Origin of the sequence: Ochrobactrum sp. AN78 (genome assembly GCF_029909885.1) — a bacterium.
In the GTDB taxonomy this organism is placed as follows: Bacteria; Pseudomonadota; Alphaproteobacteria; order Rhizobiales; family Rhizobiaceae; genus Brucella; species Brucella quorumnocens.
In genome coordinates this window covers 241,421-259,103 of sequence record NZ_JASAMU010000004.1, presented here as the reverse complement: position 1 = coordinate 259,103, position 17,683 = coordinate 241,421, and the positions used below count along the sequence as shown (strand labels likewise).

The following is a 17,683-nucleotide window of genomic DNA, read 5'->3' as shown; positions in this document are numbered from 1 at the left end:
AAGGTACATTATGCAACTCTCCAAAATGGTGATGCCGGAATTTTTAGCTGAGCCGTCTTCCTGAAAAGCAGCATCGGGCTGAAAGCCTGATCGATTTGAGGATGCAATAAATGTCGCTCACGCGACTCGCTTGGCAGATTGGAGACAGTCGTGGCGATCATGTTCGTAAGAGCACAGGTGATAAGTCGGGGGGCGGGACGCAGCGTCGTCTCGGCAGCCGCTTATCGTCATCGCGCTCGGATGTTTGACGAACAGTCTGGAACTGCGTTCAGCTATCGTGGTGGCGCTAGTGAACTGAAGCATGAAGAATTGGCGCTTCCGGACCAGGTCCCAGCGTGGCTGAGGTCCGCAATCGACGGCAGAAGTGTCGCTGGATCAAGTGAGGCATTATGGAACGCGGTTGATGCGTTCGAGACGCGGGTGGATGCACAGCTTGCGCGTGAACTTATTATTGCGCTGCCGGAGGAACTGACACTGGGGGAGAACATAGCCCTTGTCCAGGAATTTGTTCGGGACAATCTGACTTCAAAGGGGATGATTGCTGACTGGGTTTATCACGACAAGGACGGCAATCCTCACATCCACCTGATGACGGCATTGCGGCCGCTGACCGAAGAAGGGTTCGGGCGAAAGAATGTCCAGGTGCTTGGGTGTGATGGCCAGCCGCTGCGTGTTATGAGACCGGATCGACAGAATGGGAAGATCGTTTACAAGCAGTGGGCTGGCGACAAGGAGACGATGAAAGCCTGGAAGATCGCCTGGGCGCAAACAGCCAATCGGCATCTGACACTTGCTGGCCATGACATTCGTCTTGATGGACGCTCCTATGCTGAGCAGGGCCTCGATGGATTTGCCCAGAAACATCTTGGGCCGAAAAAGGCGGCGTTGGTACGCAAGGGTATTGAGATGTATTTTGCACCGGCGGCCCTTGCCCATCGACAGGAGATGGCTGATCGGCTCCTGGCCGATCCCGGCTTGCTGCTGAAACAACTTGGCAACGAGCGCTCGACCTTTGACGAAAAGGATATGGCGAGAATTCTGCACCGCTATGTCGACGATCCATCCGATTTTGCCAATATCCGTGCGCGGTTAATGGCATCGGACAATCTTGTCTTGTTAAAGGCGCAGCAAGTGGATTGGCAAACTGGCAAGGTGACTGAACCCGCAATATTCACCACGCGCGAAATTTTGCGCATCGAATATGACATGGCGCGCTCGGCGGAAGTTTTGTCACAGCGCAAGGGGTTTGGGATTGCTGAGGCGAAGATTGCCAAGGCTGTCCGGAGTTTTGAAACGGCTGATCCGAACAAGCCTTTGGTGCTTGATCGTGAACAGGTTGAAGCCGTCCGTCATATTTTGGGGGAGAACGGCATTGCGGCCGTGGTGGGGCTTGCCGGGGCTGGCAAGTCGACATTGCTTTGTGCTGCACGCAGCGCTTGGGAACGTGGACATCATCGTGTTTTTGGCGCGGCACTCGCTGGCAAAGCGGCTGAAGGACTGGAGGAGAGTTCTGGTATCAAATCGCGAACCCTTGCGGCGTGGGAACTCGCCTGGGAGAATGGTCGTGATCTGCTCAAACACGGCGACGTGTTGATCGTTGATGAAGCCGGTATGGTTTCCTCGCAACAAATGGCGCGCGTGTTGAAGGCGGCAGAGAATGCTGGTGCGAAGGTGGTTTTGGTCGGTGACGCGATGCAGCTTCAGCCCATTCAGGCGGGTGCTGCTTTCCGGGCCATAGCGGAGCGAATTGGTTTCGCTGAGCTTGCCGGTGTTCGCCGTCAGCGGGAAACATGGGCACGTGATGCCTCACGAATGTTGGCCCAGGGCAAGGTTGGGGAGGGGTTGGATGCTTATGCGCAACACGGGCATATATTCGAAGCTGAGCGGCGTAGCGAGGCCATAGAGCGTATTGTCGCTGACTGGAGCAAGGCGCGCCAACAGGCAATTGCGAACTGTGTTGCCGCGCGAAACGGCGGACGACTGCGCGGCGATGAGATGCTCGTGCTCGCCCATACCAATGAAGATGTAAAGCGGCTCAATTCCTCCCTTCGCACTGTGATGAACAGGGAAGGTGCTCTGACAAACGCGCGTGAGTTTCGCACGGAGCGCGGCGTTCGGGAGTTTGCCTCCGGTGACCGCATTATCTTTATGGAAAATGCTCGTTTTGTTGAAAAGCGTGCAACCCGCCCTGGTCCACATTATGTCAAGAACGGCATGCTCGGCACGGTCGTTTCCACCGGTAGCAAGCGCGGTGGCCCACTGCTTTCAATCCGTCTCGACAATGGAAGCGATGTGGTCCTTAGTGAGGACAGTTATCGCAACATTGACCATGGCTATGCGGCGACGATCCATAAATCGCAAGGGTCGACCGTCGATCGGACCTTTGTGCTCGCCAGCGGCATGATGGATCAGCATCTGACCTATGTGTCGATGACCCGCCATCGTGATCGGGCTGATCTTTATGCAGCGCGTGAGGACTTTGAGCCAAAACCGCAATGGAGCAGGAAATCGCGTATCGATCATGCCGCTGGCGTTTCCGGGGAATTGGTTGAAACCGGAATTGCGAAGTTCCGGCCTCAAGATAAGGATGCGGATGAAAGTCCATATGCTGATGTGAAGACGAATGACGGGACAGTGCATCGGCTCTGGGGCGTCAGCCTGCCCCAAGCACTGTCCGACGGAGGCGTATCGGAAGGCGATACTGTTCTTTTGAAAAAAGATGGCGTTGAAATCGTCAAGGTCAAAATCCCTGTCATAGATAAGGAAACCGGCCGGAAGAGTTTCGAGGAACGCGAGGTCGAGCGAAACGTTTGGACGGCAAAACAGCTCGAAACTGCAGCATTGAGATTGGCGCGGATCGAGCGTGAGAGCTATCTCCCGGAATTATTTAAACAGCTCGTTGAACGCCTTAGCCGTTCCGGTGCAAAAACCACAACACTCGATTTTGAGAATGAAGCTGGTTATCGGGCGCATGCGCATGATTTTGCCCGCCGGCGTGGTATCGACACGCTTGCCGGAGGTGTAGCGAGCATAGAAGAGCGTGTCGGACAAAAGCTGGTGTGGCTTGATGACAAGCGCGGACAAGTGGCAAAGCTCTGGGAGCGGGCCAGTGTGGCGCTTGATATCGTAATTGAGCGCGAAAGAAGCGTTTCCTATAATGACAAACGTTTTGAAAACCTTGCAGCACGAGCACCTGAAACATCAGAGCGGGGCGGCGGCGGGCCATATCTTATTGCACCCACAACCCGGTTTGCACGCAGCGTCGAGGAGGACGCCAGACGTGCTCAGCTTCACTCGGATCGCTGGAGGGAACGAGAAGCCATTCTTCGGCCTGTATTGGAGAAGATCTATCGCGATCCCGACCGTGCGCTGGCCAGGCTCAATGCGCTTGCGTCGAACAGGCACATAGAACCCCGCCGCCTTGCGGAGGATCTTGCGACCACGCCGCAGCGTCTTGGTCGCCTGTTAGGATCGGATCGCCTCGCTGACGGCCGTGCTGCCCGTGGTGAGCATAAACAAGCACGCGCTGCACTGTCAGAACTCAGCCCTCTCGCGCGTGCTCATGCCACACAATTCCGGCGTCAGGCCGAAGGCTTTGGCCTTCGCGAGAAGCAACGGCGAGCGCATATGGCATTGTCGATCCCGGCGCTTTCGAAACCGGCAATGGCGCGCCTCTTAGAAATCGAAGCGGTCCGCAAGAGCGGCGGGCCTGATGCCTACAAGACCGCCTTTGCCTATGCCGTCGAGGATCGTCTGCTGGTTCAGCAAGTGAAAGCCGTCAATGAGGCGCTGACGGTCCGCTTCGGCTACTCCACTTTTACGGATAAAGTGGATGGGGTTGTTCAGCGCAATAGGCTTGAGCGCATGCCGGACGATCTTACCCCTGAACGTCGAGAGAAACTGACACATCTGTTTGGCGCTGTGCGTCGCTTTGCTGAGCAACAGCATATTGCTGAAAGGAAAGACCACAGGAAGTTGGTTGCAGCTGCCAGCGTTGAGCCTGGCAAAGAGAGCACTCTGCATCTTCCGATGCTTGCAGCCGTGACAGAGTTCAAAACGCGCGCTGAAGACCAGGCTCAAACGAGGGCGCTCGCAGCAAACCATTATAGACACAATCGCGCAGCCCTGGCCCAAACAGCGTCCAGCATCTGGCGTGATCCAGCTGGCGCCGCGAGCACGATTGAAGGTCTGATCCTGAAAGGCATTTCTGGCGAGCGGATCGCTGCGGCTGTGGCAAACCATCCCGAAGCCTACGGCGCGTTGCGCGGTTCTGAGCGCATTATCGACAGACTACTGGCAGGCGGTCGCGAGCGAAAGAACGCCGTTAAGGCCGTTATGGAGGCGGAAAGCCGTATCAGATCGCTGGCAGCGTCCTATGTCACCGCTCTCGATAGCGAGCTCAAGGTCATCGTCGAAGAGCGTCGGCGTATGGGTACTGCAATTCCCGGAATGTCGCCAGCGGCTGAAGATGCGTTGCGTGAGCTTACAGCGGGGATCAAAACGAAGGACACCAAGCTCGATATTGCCGCAAGCTCACTCGATGCCAGAACCTGGCAGGAATTTACCCGGGTAAGCCGGGCGCTCGATCTCAGGTTTGGACGCGATGCAATCTTGCGCGGTGAGAAGTCGGTCGTCAACGTCGTACCACCACAGCAGCGCCAAGCATTCGAGGCCATGCAAAAGCGACTTAAAACCTTGCAACAGGTCGTTCGCATGGGAAGTGCGGAGCAAATTGTAGCAGAGCGTCAGCGCCGGGTCGTGCAACGTGGTCAGAGTATTCAGCACTGAGTTTTAAGGAGAAAAAACGGCGAACGCCATTAACGGAAAGTATCTCATTGCGGCCAGCCTAAGAAACGCACTACCGAGATATTTAGCCAAGCGCCTGGCGTTGTGATCGAAGGTCTTAACGCTCCATGCAGTGATCAGGATAGTGCGAAAACGCTACGATTTGCTTCAGAATAAAGGTGAGGATTTGTTAGTTTGATTGGCCAGTATTTCTTTCGAATGGGGGGAATAACGCGTCTCTCGACGGGGTCCATTCAAGTTGGCCTCCAGGCCCCGTTTTGCATAGGTCGAGCCCTACTTGTAGGAGAGACCAAATTCCATGGAACGTGGCGAGATCAAAGGCTTCCACACGCAGGTGAAGGCCGTTTGCAGTGGGACTGAGGATCGCGCGCCCGTCGCCAAATGTAATCAGCTTATCATGGCCTGAAAAATCGACTGATACAATATACGCGCGGTATTCAAGGCAGAATGTCTTGCCGACTTTCTCAGCATTCGGAATTGGAATGAACGCTTCGGTGTCGTGTTTATATCTTGGTTCCGTCATAATGAAATCCTCCTGTTTTCCAACGAACGGAAAGCTTTGACGCGCTGCGCCAGCTCAACTGCTTGCGACAGCGACCGTGGTTTCCAAAAATCTAACTGACAACCGCGCAGTTGGCTCAGACAACTGTTTCATTTTGCGTACGAATGCGAACGTGCTTTCGATCACATGACGACGTATGGAACTTATGCCGTACCAACTGCCGATGTAATTGCTAGCTTATCTCATCCCGGAGATTGTGGCTTACGATGTTCTGAACGGCCTCGCAAAAACGCCGAATTTGATCAGCTTCATGGCTCGCCGTAAGCGAGATCCGTAACCCCGCTTCACCTTTGGCGACAGTTGGAAAGAATATGGCCGAGGCATAATACCCGTCCTTGAGGAGTTGCTGCGCACAAGAAATGGACGCCAATTCGTTACCTATCCTGATCGTGCGAATTGGCATCTTTGAGCCATGCTGCTCGGTCGGCATCAAGCTGTCGAACAGCGCAATATTTCTTCGCAATGAAGTCTGCCGGTTGCAAAGTTCTGGTGATCTGTGAATCTCCAGCGAGGCCTTGACGGCACCAATTGCGGCAGTATTGATGGATGCCGAGAATGCATGTGCAATCGCAAAACGTCGAAAGAGAGTTTCCTGTGTAGCGGTTCCCAGCATCAACAACCCACCGGACGCCCCAAACCCCTTTCCTAATGACGTAGCGATAATTGTACGGTCTCCTAGATCTTGAAACTGTGTCCGAGCATAGCCCTGTCCTTTGTCTCCAAAGATCGAAACTCCGTGTGCATCATCGATGTAGAGAAACAGACCGTATTTCTCTTGCAATCTCTTCAGTTCATCGATTTGCGTGCTGCCGCCCATAGAGTAGACGCCGTCGCAGATATAAGCAACGCATGGGTTCTGCTTGCATATCGCCTCAAGCATTTCAAAATCGTTGTGCGGAATCGTCTGGACGGATGTTTCATTGGCCACGGTGCCTTTATGATAAGCAAGGGTAGCATGAGCGAAACGGTCAAAAACCATAATCGGCTTCAGCCCGCTTGTCAGATGCCCTGATGCGATCAGTGGAAGCGCGCTCATATTCGCCGCAAGAACTGTCGTGTAGGTTATGGTGCGTGCGTCAAAGAGTTCGGAAAGTGATTTTTCGAGTTCAGCGAGCTGCGCAAAGTTTAACCGGGTTCGAGCACATGACCAATGTAGGCTACCGTTTTGGCGAATAGCTTCGATTGCGCCGGAAACAATTTTAGGGTGGTTGTCTAATCCGAGATAGGAACACCGGACAAAGTCAACAATTGGCTTATTTTGGTTCAATAGCGTGACTTGGCGACCTGACATTGGAGTAGCATACAGTGCCATAATCCCCTGAAGGTTGGCGGCATCGAAATGCGAGTCGGCGGCTGCTATCATCTTTGTGGTATTGCGTGTTCGCAAGGTTGATCTGCGTTCGGTTATTCCAAATGAATTATGCGGCATCACGTCCTCCATTATGCTGCCGCTATTGCAACGGTTTGCGATTGCCTTATCAACAAAGCTGCGATGAATTGTTTTAGAAGAATGTTTTCATAAATATGAAGATCTAACAAAGAGCAATTTTAGTGAGAATATTCAAATGCATAACCGGTCGTGTGTACCGTTCTTATCAGGTTCTTTCCGGTTAATTTGCGTAAGCGCCTTCGTAAATTGCCCACATGGACATCTACTGTTCGCCTTTGGACGTAATGGTGGGGCGGCCAGCCGACCTTGATGATCTGCTCTCGATTCAACACATGACCTGGAGCATCGATCAGTCCCTGTAAGATTCTGAACTCGATAGGCGTTAGCTGAATTTCCACTTCTCCGTATCTCAAAATCCTTTTATCGGCGAGTATGTCGAGGTTGCCAACATGGATTTCATTCCGTTGAAGAGGATGTGGAGAAGTATGATCGATACTGAGAGGGTATCGGTTTTGAAGAAACGACAAGATTCGCTCCGGCGCGAATGGATTAGCAAAGCATTCATCTATACCCGCTTGCAGGAAACGCAGAAAATTCCTTGTGTTACATGGTGGAAGCAATGCAATAAGAATTATATTTTTAGTGGTGGGGTTGTGTTTAATCTTAGCGCACAGCTCCAATATCGGCTCGGTGTCTTCAGCTGTGTCAAACAGTACGGCAAAGGGAATGGCCGCATCCTTTGAACACGTCAGACTGTCCAGTTTCATAAGACTTGGCGTATAACCTGCAACGCTGAGAATATGACCTAAAAGTAGATACGTTTGAGGATTCTGGGTAAATATTGGCACACTGCAGTTCACAATCGGAGCTCTCCGGTGGCGGCAACGCAGAATAATGTTGCGACATAATAATGGATTGTCGTGTGCCATATTAATAAAAACTTAAAGTACGTCAATATTTTTCATATGTTTTGTTTTAATATAGACAAAAATACATATAAATGTTGCAACAAAATAACTAAGAAGATTAGCTTCGAGCAGGATAGCGAACTGCACGTTGTCAACGAACGATATTTAGCAATAGTAACCGTAAAACTTCTCAAACTCCCGTTCAATTGTTAAGCGCAATTTGATGCTGACGTCATTTGTTCAATCGGTTGTTAACAAATGGATAATAATAAATTTTATGTGCGCTTTTGATGTTTGTTATTGCAATCTTTTATTCTAGAAATAAGAAGAATTATTACTTTAACGTTGGAACTCAATTACAACGCCGATTTAGGAGGGGCGTTGGATAATACCTTGAACACGAGATCTTTTTTCAATCAGCTTGAGCTAGATGGCGACATGTATAGATGCCAAAGCTTGCAATTCTCTGGCATCTTTCGGTTTGTTATGAAGTTTAACTCCGCACCCAAACGTTCCATTTTTGTAGCAGCATGCGGGTATTTTCATTTATCCATTGAGCGTCTGGAACAACGACGCTGTCGCGTACTTGCTCATCTGATGGCATAAAACGCTTTGTTTCTTCGGACATGATAGCGATCGCATCTGTGCTGGGTGGTGTGCAAGCGAGAATGTCGCATGCTTTGGCTTGAGCTTTGGGGTTGTCGAGCCAGTAAGCCATCAGTTTGAGTGCATTTTTGCGATTGGGAGCACCCTTAACGAGAGCTATGCGATCACCGACAAGAAATGATGCTTCATAAGACCAGCCGATTGGAAGTCCCTCAGTCTGGAGGGCGCGCGCGCGCGTGAGCCATATCTGCCCCAATGAATATTCGTTGTTGCGGAAGCCTTGCACACTTTGATCTCCGCTTTTCCACCATAAAGATATAGATGGTCGGATTTCGTCGAGCTTTTTGAAAGCGCGTTCAACATCAAGTGGAAAAAGGTCATCGCGTTTTACACCATCAGCAAGTAATGCCGCAGCGAGTACCCGCCAGGGATCGTCAAAGTTCGGGAACGCCCGACCGCCAGGAAACTTGGAGATATCCCACATGTCAGCCCAGGTTCGCGGCTCCGGCACGCCCGAAACGTCCTTTCTATAGACCAGTAATGTTGCTGTCGACTGGAGCAAAGCACCGCCGCGTGAGCAGGCATTCGTCGTCAGGTCGGGTCTGTTTGCAAATGTCTTGCAGAATTCACTTAAGTCCTCGGTAACCTGTCGATGCGCATCGGATTCTGACTGGATTTCTCCATCGAGATACAAATCCCATGACACATTTCCGGCCTTGACCATGGCGGAAGCCTTAGCGCGCATTTCCGCATTGGTTGCGGAGACAATTTTTACGCGGATCCCTGTCTGTTCCGTGAACGGATCGAACCATGCTTCTTTCAGTGCGCGGTCGTAGGCGCCCCCGGTTGACGCGATGATAACCTCTTCGGCGCAAGCAGTTCCGGCATATAAGCTAGCGCCGAGTGCTGTTGCAAAAACCATGGAGCGGCGAAAGGATTTGTAGGCATTGTTCGTTCTCATAATTTTTCGCCTTCTTTTAGTGTTGTCTGGATCGCGAGAGCATGAATGACAGAGCGATAAGGCATATCGACGCCAGTACGATGATGGTAGAGGCGGCGGCAATGGTTGGGGTCAGGTTGAAATCTATATCTTCAAACATTTTTCTACCGATCGTCTTTCCGTTTATGTCAGAAATGAAGAATGCTACCGTTGCCTCATCAAATGAGGCCAGAAAAGCAAAGACGAATCCTGAGGCAATGCCGGGTGTGATGATAGGCAAGGTGATGTGGAAAAATGCCCTGCCTCGTCCGGCGCCACAATTAAGAGCCGCAAGTTCCAATGTCGGATCAAAACGCTGCAACGCGGCGACGACGGTAATCATCACAAATGGAACAGACAGGACCGTGTGACCGACAAGGAATCCCAGAAAAGTGCCGGTCAGCTGGTGGGGCGCAAAAACCAAATACAGAGCGACACCAAGAACGATATGCGGGACGATCATGGGTCCGATCGTTAGCACCTGAAATACCCCCTTGAAGGGCAGGTCGCCGCGAACAATAGCGAGAGCTGCCATCGTACCTATAATGGTTGATGTTATCGCCGTTGCTACTGCAATTTTCAGGCTGAACCAGGTTGAAGCCATCCAGTCAGGATCACAGAAATACGATACGTACCATTTCAATGAGAATCCTTGAGGTGGGAATTGCAGATATTCAGTCTGGCTGAACGACATTGGCATAATGATCAGAGTGGGTAGGATGAGAAACAGCAATATGGCACTCACCAGGAAGCCCGCGAAAAGTTTCAACATCAGATTACCCAGGCGTGCTCCTTTAATGGAAACTGGTGAGGTGCAAATCACCGGATGTGAGGTGATAGTGGAGGGCTGATTAATGAACACTGCCAAATCCCCTATTGAGCGCGAGCACCCGTCGAAACGAGGCGACAAAGATAATTGTCATGGCGAGCAGCACAGTTGAAAGCGCCGCGGCGAATGGCCAGTCAAGCGTCACAGTGGTTTCCTGCCCGATAAGCGTTGCCATCAACATGGAATCCGGACCGCCTACCAGAGCGGGCGTTATATAAAACCCCAGTGCCAGAACAAAGCACAATGTGGCTCCGGCAAATATTCCCGGCAGGCACAAGGGAAATGTAATGACAAAAAAGGCTTTCAATGGGCTTGCGCCAAGATTGAGCGCGGCGCGATCAAGGTCCCGTGGTATGGCTTTAAGCGCGGCATATATAGGAAGTACGACGAATGGCATCAAAACATGCGACATCGCCAGAATAACTGCACCTTGTGTGTAGAGAAGCTTGAGAGGTTCGTTGGTTATGCCTGCAAAACTGAGAAGACCATTCACGATCCCATTTCGCTGAAGTAGGACAATCCATGCATATGAGCGAACCAGGACCGAGGTCCAGAGGGGAATAAAGACACAAATGGCTGCAATGACCGCTGCAACCTTGCCTGCTTTCGCCATGACGAGGGCGACAGGAAACCCAAGGAAGCACCCAATAGCGGTTACGGACAATGCGACCCCAACAGTAGAAGCCAATACATCAAGATATAGGCTCCCTTCTACTATGCGAGAGTAACTAATTGCATCTTCGTCAAAGCTTAGAGCGATCAGCCTGCCGATCGGATATAGAAAGCCAATAGCCAACAAAAGCAGCAATGGAAGCACCAACAGCCAGGATGTTATCGGCGGATATTGGTGCGCGGACTTTCCCTGCAGGATCTTGCTGAAATCAGTAATCGCCAAACTCATGCCGCCCACCTCTTTTCCTGGACGAACGTAAGGAGCGACATTTCGTCGAAGGATACGCCCACGCGGCTATTCCTGCTGAAGTCAGGAGAAGATGCGCGCGCTGGCAATTGAACACGCAGTTCCATATCAGGGAAAGCGTCGAGGCGGATCAAGACGATCATATTGGAACCAATGAAAACAAACGCTTTCACCGTGCCCGCGAGCTGACCCTGCTCAACATTGGGTGAAATCAGAACGTGTTCGGGCCTCGTGGCCAGCTGGATTTCGGAGCCGGGGGCTGTCTCATTTAAGTGAGGATGCAACCGCGTGTCTACTTCCAAGGTGAAACCTTCTGCGATCTCAAGTTCGCATTTACCACTTTTGTTTCCGCGGTAGGTTGCGGGTATGAAATTGATTGAACCGATGAAATCTGCAACGAAGGTGCCATTTGGTTCTTTATAGAGTTGAGATGGAGTGCCGATCTGCTGCACGCGTCCGTCATGCATAACCACGATGCGATCAGACATGGTTAGAGCTTCTTCCTGATCGTGAGTGACATAGATCACGGTGGCTCCAAGTTCCTCCTGTATCCGTTTGATTTCGAATTGCATCGTCTCTCGCAGTTTCTTATCGAGGGCGCCAAGGGGTTCATCCATCAAGATCACGGGTGGAGAAAAAACCAGAGCCCTTGCAACGGCTACCCGTTGTTGCTGACCGCCAGACAATTGGTTTGGATAGCGATCAGCAAAGTCTTTGAGGCGAACCAGTTCGAGCATCTCATCAACGCGAGAGCGGATCTCCATCTTTGAGCCCAGCCGACGCATTTTCAAAGGAAAGGCAATATTCTGGCGAACGTTCAGATGGGGGAAGAGTGCGTATTTTTGGAACACCATGCCGATATTTCGGCGATTGGGCGGTAATGCGGTGATGTCCTCGCCGCCTACTATAATGCGACCTTTCGTAGGTTGTTCAAACCCGGCGATCATCGTGAGCAAAGTTGTTTTACCCGATCCTGAGGGCCCAATTACTGAGACAAATTCGCCTGCCTGAATGTTGATCGAAGTATCGTGAACAGCCCACGTTTCCCCAAATCTTTTCTCGATTCCGGTTAGTACCAATTCTTGACCGATCAATCTGTCCTCCTCCAAAGCAAAGTTGATATCTTCGAAATGCTGCGTTCACGCTGTCTGCTTAAACTGCAGGTATCCTGTGCCTCGCCCAAATGAATGCATGCTTGCTCAGCCATCGCGTGACTCCACGAGCGCGCGCTGTTAAAATCTGTTATGATGCGACAAAATCTTTGCAAAAACTTTACATTGCTATTTTGTTGCATCAAAAAAATGGCGTGTCAACAGTGTAAGAGGTCTAAATGAGTGCAGAAAAAATACAGGATACCGTCAGTGAGGGGCAGGCTTCGGGACTTGGGGACGTCGCTTATCGCGAAATGAAAGAGCGATTAATACGCGGAGACTATAAGCCAGGTAAAAAGCTCACCGTACGCGCAGTTGCAGAGGATCTTGGATTCAGCTCGACTCCGGCGCGCGATGCGATAAACCGGCTTACCGGCGAGGGGGCACTGGTTTATTCAGGTCCTAAAACAGTTATTGTCCCGGTTCTCAGCGAGGAAAATCTGCAGGAGATCACTTTAATCCGCCTTGCCCTGGAAGGACTGGCTGCGCAGCTGGCAGTCGACAAGGTTTCCCACGAAGATATTGAAAAACTTAAGAACATTCAGAATAAAATCAATAATGCACTTGATGAACGCGCCTACGAAACGGTCTTGCGGCATAATAAGGATTTCCATTTTCATATTTACAATATGGCCGGAATGCCTCGCCTTTTGTCCATGATTGAAGGGGCCTGGTTACGGGTCGGTCCGTCGCTTTATGATCTTTATCCAGAGTTTGCGGAGGAAAAATACGGAGTACGAAACCACCAGTTGGCCATTGATTCCCTAGAGGAAAAGGATGGTGCTTCGTTGCGGGCCGCATTTGAAAGCGACATTCGCGATGGCTATCGCCGATTGCGCCAGGCTGCTCGGGCACGAAGCGCTTCAAAATAGAATTTTGTTGTATGGGCTTGACGTTTTGCAATTTTGTTGCAACAAAAATGCAAAGCTGACGCAAACGCGTTGGCCAAAGCTTTTTTGAAGGGCCCACACAATGATACCCAATCACGTAAAACGTTGTGATGATCCAGTACGCAAAGCTCAATCGTCGCGTCTCTACGCACGCGGTCTGGATCTCATGCCGCAAGGTGTGTCACGTGCCACGATTGATATAGATCCAGTGCCGATTTACATTGAGCGTGGTGAAGGCGCCTATCTGGTCGATGTGGACAATAACAGACTCCTTGACCTTAACAACAATTTCACCACGCTTATTCACGGACATGGCTTCCGACCTGTGGTTGAAGTGGTCGCGAAGCTATTGCGGGACGGAACATGTTTCTCCAATCCGACCGAGCACGAGCTTGCTCTTGCTGAACTACTTGTTTCCCGTATTCCAGCGATGGAGAAGGTACGCTTCGTAAATAGCGGGACCGAGGCCGTAATGTTCGCGATCAAGGCGGCGCGTGCCTTTACTGGTCGGCCTGCGATCGTGCGTTTTGAGGGAGCCTATCACGGCGCATACGATTGGGCGGAAGTCGGCCAAGCTGGTAGTTACAAGAGCAATACTTCCGGTCAGTTCGTCCCCATCCCTGTTTATAATGGTGCTCCTGCAAGTGTCGGCGACGACGTCATTGTGCTTGAATTTAATGAGATTGAGGGCATGGTTGCGCGCCTTGAAGAAAACAAAGAGCGGATTGCTGGCATATTGATAGATCCGATGCCCAGCCGAGCTGGTTTCTTTGAACCTGATCAAAGATTTATTGAAACGCTGACCGGGTTTGCAAAAGAGCAAGGCATTCTGATCATAGCCGATGAAGTCTTGAACATACGGCAGGGTTATGCGGGTGCTTCCGACCGTTACGGGTTCAAACCGGATCTGATAGCCACGGGCAAGATCATAGGCGGTGGCTTTCCTATCGGCGCGATCGGTGGGCGCGCCGAAGTGATGTCTGTTTTTGAGAAGCGGGATGGAAATGTAGCACTTCCGCAAGGCGGAACATTCTCAGCAAATCCAATCTCAATGGCTGCAGGTATCGCTACGATGGGTGCATTAACCCCCAGTATCTTCGCGCATCTCGAAAATCTTGGTTCTTCCTTGCGTGCGCGTCTGTCACTGATCGCCCAGTCCAGGGAGGCGCCCTACAGCGTGACAGGTGCTGCCTCACTCTTTCGTATTCATCCCAAACGTGTGACGCCAACCACTTACCGCGATGCCATCGTGTCAAAGGATGAGGCTTTGCGAATGCGGGAACTAACGCGGCATTTTGAAAGGAATGGGGTGCTGTTGCCATTTGGCGCTGCGGCCAGCCTGTCGACCCCAATGACTGAGAAAGAAGTCGATCTTATTGCGTCCCTATTCGATGATTTCCTCATAAATAACCCGGTTCGGGAGGACCTTCCATGAAACATACGCAAATTACACAAAGTGTGGCTGATCGTATCGCGCAAGCCCTCATCCGACACGGCGTCGAAGCAATCTTTGCACAAAGTCTGCCGTCCGCCGTAATTCTCGCCGCCGAAGCGCGAGGCATCCGTCAGATCGCGTATCGACAGGAAAATATGGGCGGGGCGATGGCAGATGGCTATGCACGTGTTTCAGGAAAGGTCGGTGTTGTGGCGGCGCAGAACGGTCCTGCTGCAACATTACTTGTTCCACCATTAGCCGAGGCCATGAAGGCAAGCATTCCAGTGGTTGCACTCGTTCAGGATGTGGAGCGAAACCAGACGGACAAGAATGCCTTTCAGGATATCGATCAGATAGCGCTTTTTGAATCCTGCACAAAATGGGTCCGTAGACTTAATGTTGCGGAACGGGTCGACGACTATATTGATGCAGCATTCACCGCGGCTACGAGCGGGAGAGCAGGTCCGGTTGCACTGTTGCTACCCGCAGACCTTTTGCGCAGTCCGGCTCTAAAGAGCGACAACCCACGAACATCATGTCTTGGCAACTGGCCACTTGACCGCTTTCGTCCATCCGATGAATTGATCGAAGCGGCAGCAGAGACTATTGCGCTGGCAAATAATCCTGTTGTGCTGGCCGGTGGTGGTGTCCATGCTGGCGGTGCCGCTCAACAACTGGCTAGACTACAGGAAATCGCTTCTCTTCCGGTATTCACGACCAATATGGGGAAAGGCTCAGTTGATGAGTTCCACCCGTTATCTGCCGGGGTTCTCGGATCATTGACCGGCCCACGATCGCTCGGATTCCACAGCCGCGCGCTCTTGGATGAAGCCGATCTCGTTATCCTAGTGGGGACGCGCACCAATCAAAACGGGACCGACAATTGGCAGCAGATCCCAGTCTCAGCGAAGGTCATACATATCGACATCGATCCTGTAGAAATCGGACGCAATTTCGAGGCGTTACGTCTACAAGGCGACGCGCGAGAAACGCTGACTGCCCTATGCGATGCCTTGTCGAAGAAGAAATTCCTGCATCGAAATACGTCGCGCACGGCCTATGAAGAGAGAATTGCGGGCTTCTGGTCGAAATATGATGCGGCACGCCAGCCGGTTCTGGCTGATCGTGTGGGCGCTATGCGACCTGAGCGCATCATGAAGGAATTGCAACCCTGGCTCGATCACGACGTGACGGTTGTGGCGGATGCAAGCTATTCTTCCATGTGGGTCGTTGGCCAGCTGCGCTGCCCACAAGTGGGAAGCAGGTTCATCACACCGCGCGGGCTGGCCGGTCTTGGCTGGGGGCTGCCACTGGCTATGGGCGTAAAAGTCGCCCGGCCCGACAAGCCGGTTATAGCGGTCGTTGGCGATGGCGGGTTTGCGCATAGCTGGGCCGAACTTGAAACCATGACGCGCATGCAACTGCCCGTAACCATCATTCTTCTGAACAATGGCATCCTTGGCTTCCAAAAAGATGCCGAAACCGTCAAATTCGGTCAGTACACCACGGCATGTCATTTCGCACCCGTAAAGCATTCAGCAATCGCATCGGCATGTGGATGTCGATCCGCAACGGTAGATAACGCCGCTGACTTTGCCGAGCAATTGCGACTGAGCATTGAAAGCGCCACTCCATCTTTGATTGAAGTCGTTACAGACCCCGAGGCTCATCCGCCGCTTTCGCTCTTTGCCGCAATGGACCAGGCGGCATGATTGCTCAAACCGATCAACGTATAGCAGTGGTAACCGGAGGAAGTTCAGGAATTGGGTTGTCGACGGTCCGCCGACTGGCGATGGAAGGCTACCGAGTAGCTTTCTTTGGAAAAACTCCTAGCCGCGTGGACGCGGCGGCTGAGACGTTCACTGCGGAGTTTGGTAAAGATGTGATCTTTCATCGCTGTGTTGATATAAGCGAGCCGACAGCAATTGCTGACTTTTTTGATGCAGTGCGGAACCACTGGGGGTCGCCAGATACGCTGATCTGTAACGCTGGCATATCGCCAAAAAATGCAGATGGCCAAGCTACACCATTTATGGGAACACCACTTAAGGAATGGAATCAGGTCCTTTCTACGAATTTAATGGGACCGGTCCTTTGTTGTCAGTATGTGTTGCCCGATCTTATGAGAAGGCGGTTCGGTCGAATTATATTGATCGGCTCTATAGCTGGTAGGACGATACCGAAACTGGCAGGAGCTTCTTACACAACCTCGAAGGCGGCGCTGGCGGGCTGTCTTCGTTCTTTGGTCATGACACTTAACGGAACCGGTGTGACGGCTAATCTTGTCGCGCCTGGGCATATTGTTACCGGAATGACTGGTCCAATTGATTCTGATGTGAACCAGCATGCGCGTTCACGCATTCCCGTCGGAAGATTGGGAAACCCAGAAGACGTGGCGAATTTGATTGCGTTCTTAGTGTCGGACGATGCTGGCTTCATCAATGGTGCCACAATCGATGTGAATGGGGGGGAATTCGTCCCGCTGTGACGGCTCTGAAAGACGGCCAATGTGATGCACAAGGTTCTTATATTCACCGAAGATCCGCAATTGTTTCTGCTGCTTCGCCACTTGCTTGCAGTGGAAGGGTTTGAAGCAGAGCTTTCGGCAGGTATCGATGCGGATATCGCGACTGAAACCGAGAGTGAGCGAACTCCGCCCGTATTGTTGTTAGACAAAACCGGCGATCGGTTTTCCGAATTTCTACGTTTCAAGGAATTCGTTTCCGGCATTCCGAGCGTCCTTCTGACGAGAGCAGACATGAGGGACGAGACTGAAATATATGATCGATTTGATCTGATACTGAAATGGCCATTCGAGCCGCTCGTTTTGTTGCGATTTCTCCAGCAGCAGCGCACGGGTTTGAATCCCCAAAATGAACCTGGATCAACCCAAACCGTCCTGACTTATTATGACCTTTTGCTGCACCGCCCACAGTTCAGGGTTTTTCGCGATGGACACAATATAGATCTGACCCCATTGCAATTTCGACTGCTTGAAACGCTCATGGAAAAACCAGAGGTTGTCTGGAACAGGCAAGATCTTATCGATGTGGTCTGGGTGAACGGGGCCAACGTCGAGCCCCGCACGGTCGACATTCATATCGGCCACCTCCGACGGGCCTTGGCCGACTATGGCCCTAACCTAATCAGGACCGTTCACGCACGGGGGTATGCTCTGGATCAATCAGCCGAGCCGTGGCCGTGATTG

Annotated in this window: 12 protein-coding genes; 6 read left to right on the top strand and 6 right to left on the bottom strand. The window is 51.8% G+C overall.

Annotation, left to right across the window (positions count from 1 at the left end):
- Window positions 1-150 precede the first annotated feature (150 nt).
- Window positions 151-4,788 (top strand): Ti-type conjugative transfer relaxase TraA, encoded by a 4,638-nt coding sequence (gene traA, locus QBD00_RS10485; protein ID WP_318579404.1) that lies wholly within the window; start codon window positions 151-153, stop codon window positions 4,786-4,788.
- Window positions 4,789-5,540: 752 nt separating this feature from the next.
- Here traA and QBD00_RS10480 read toward each other — a convergent pair.
- From QBD00_RS10480 to QBD00_RS10455, 6 genes are all read right to left on the bottom strand, one after another.
- On the bottom strand, window positions 5,541-6,797 hold the full coding sequence (locus QBD00_RS10480; protein WP_318579403.1) for an aminotransferase class I/II-fold pyridoxal phosphate-dependent enzyme: 1,257 nt from the start codon (window positions 6,795-6,797) through the stop codon (window positions 5,541-5,543).
- A gap of 119 nt (window positions 6,798-6,916) precedes the next feature.
- A complete protein-coding gene (locus tag QBD00_RS10475; protein ID WP_318579402.1) occupies window positions 6,917-7,618 on the bottom strand; it encodes a response regulator transcription factor in 702 nt (233 codons plus the stop codon).
- 541 nt (window positions 7,619-8,159) lie between these two features.
- Window positions 8,160-9,194 carry an ABC transporter substrate-binding protein gene (locus tag QBD00_RS10470; RefSeq protein WP_318579502.1) on the bottom strand — a complete coding sequence of 345 codons (1,035 nt, stop codon included), beginning with the start codon at window positions 9,192-9,194 and terminating at the stop codon, window positions 8,160-8,162.
- A 55-nt stretch (window positions 9,195-9,249) separates the two neighbouring features.
- Window positions 9,250-10,023 (bottom strand): ABC transporter permease, encoded by a 774-nt coding sequence (locus tag QBD00_RS10465; protein WP_318579501.1) that lies wholly within the window; start codon window positions 10,021-10,023, stop codon window positions 9,250-9,252.
- A 79-nt stretch (window positions 10,024-10,102) separates the two neighbouring features.
- A complete protein-coding gene (locus QBD00_RS10460; RefSeq protein ID WP_318579401.1) occupies window positions 10,103-10,981 on the bottom strand; it encodes an ABC transporter permease in 879 nt (292 codons plus the stop codon).
- Complete coding sequence (locus QBD00_RS10455; RefSeq protein WP_318579400.1) at window positions 10,978-12,093, bottom strand: ABC transporter ATP-binding protein; 1,116 nt, start codon at window positions 12,091-12,093, stop codon at window positions 10,978-10,980. The genes QBD00_RS10460 and QBD00_RS10455 overlap by 4 nt, the downstream gene beginning before the upstream one ends.
- A 236-nt stretch (window positions 12,094-12,329) precedes the next feature.
- Here QBD00_RS10455 and QBD00_RS10450 point away from each other — a divergent pair, with 236 nt between their 5' ends.
- The 5 genes from QBD00_RS10450 to QBD00_RS10430 all read left to right on the top strand — a co-directional run bounded on the left by QBD00_RS10450 (window position 12,330) and on the right by QBD00_RS10430 (window position 17,680).
- The gene (locus QBD00_RS10450; RefSeq protein WP_318579399.1) at window positions 12,330-13,022 is read left to right on the top strand and encodes a GntR family transcriptional regulator; all 693 of its coding nucleotides are present in this window, start codon (window positions 12,330-12,332) and stop codon (window positions 13,020-13,022) included.
- Window positions 13,023-13,122: 100 nt separating this feature from the next.
- Entirely contained in the window at window positions 13,123-14,475 is a 1,353-nt protein-coding gene (locus tag QBD00_RS10445) for an aspartate aminotransferase family protein (RefSeq protein WP_318579398.1), read from the top strand.
- Window positions 14,472-16,187, top strand: a complete 1,716-nt coding sequence (locus tag QBD00_RS10440) for an acetolactate synthase catalytic subunit (protein ID WP_318579397.1) — start codon at window positions 14,472-14,474, stop codon at window positions 16,185-16,187. The genes QBD00_RS10445 and QBD00_RS10440 overlap by 4 nt, the downstream gene beginning before the upstream one ends.
- Window positions 16,184-16,963: an SDR family oxidoreductase gene (locus QBD00_RS10435; RefSeq protein ID WP_318579396.1), complete on the top strand. Its 780-nt coding sequence runs from the start codon at window positions 16,184-16,186 to the stop codon at window positions 16,961-16,963. Before QBD00_RS10440 ends, QBD00_RS10435 begins: the two co-directional genes overlap by 4 nt.
- Before the next feature lie 24 nt (window positions 16,964-16,987).
- Window positions 16,988-17,680: a response regulator transcription factor gene (locus QBD00_RS10430; protein WP_318579395.1), complete on the top strand. Its 693-nt coding sequence runs from the start codon at window positions 16,988-16,990 to the stop codon at window positions 17,678-17,680.
- The last annotated feature ends 3 nt before the right edge of the window (window positions 17,681-17,683 follow it).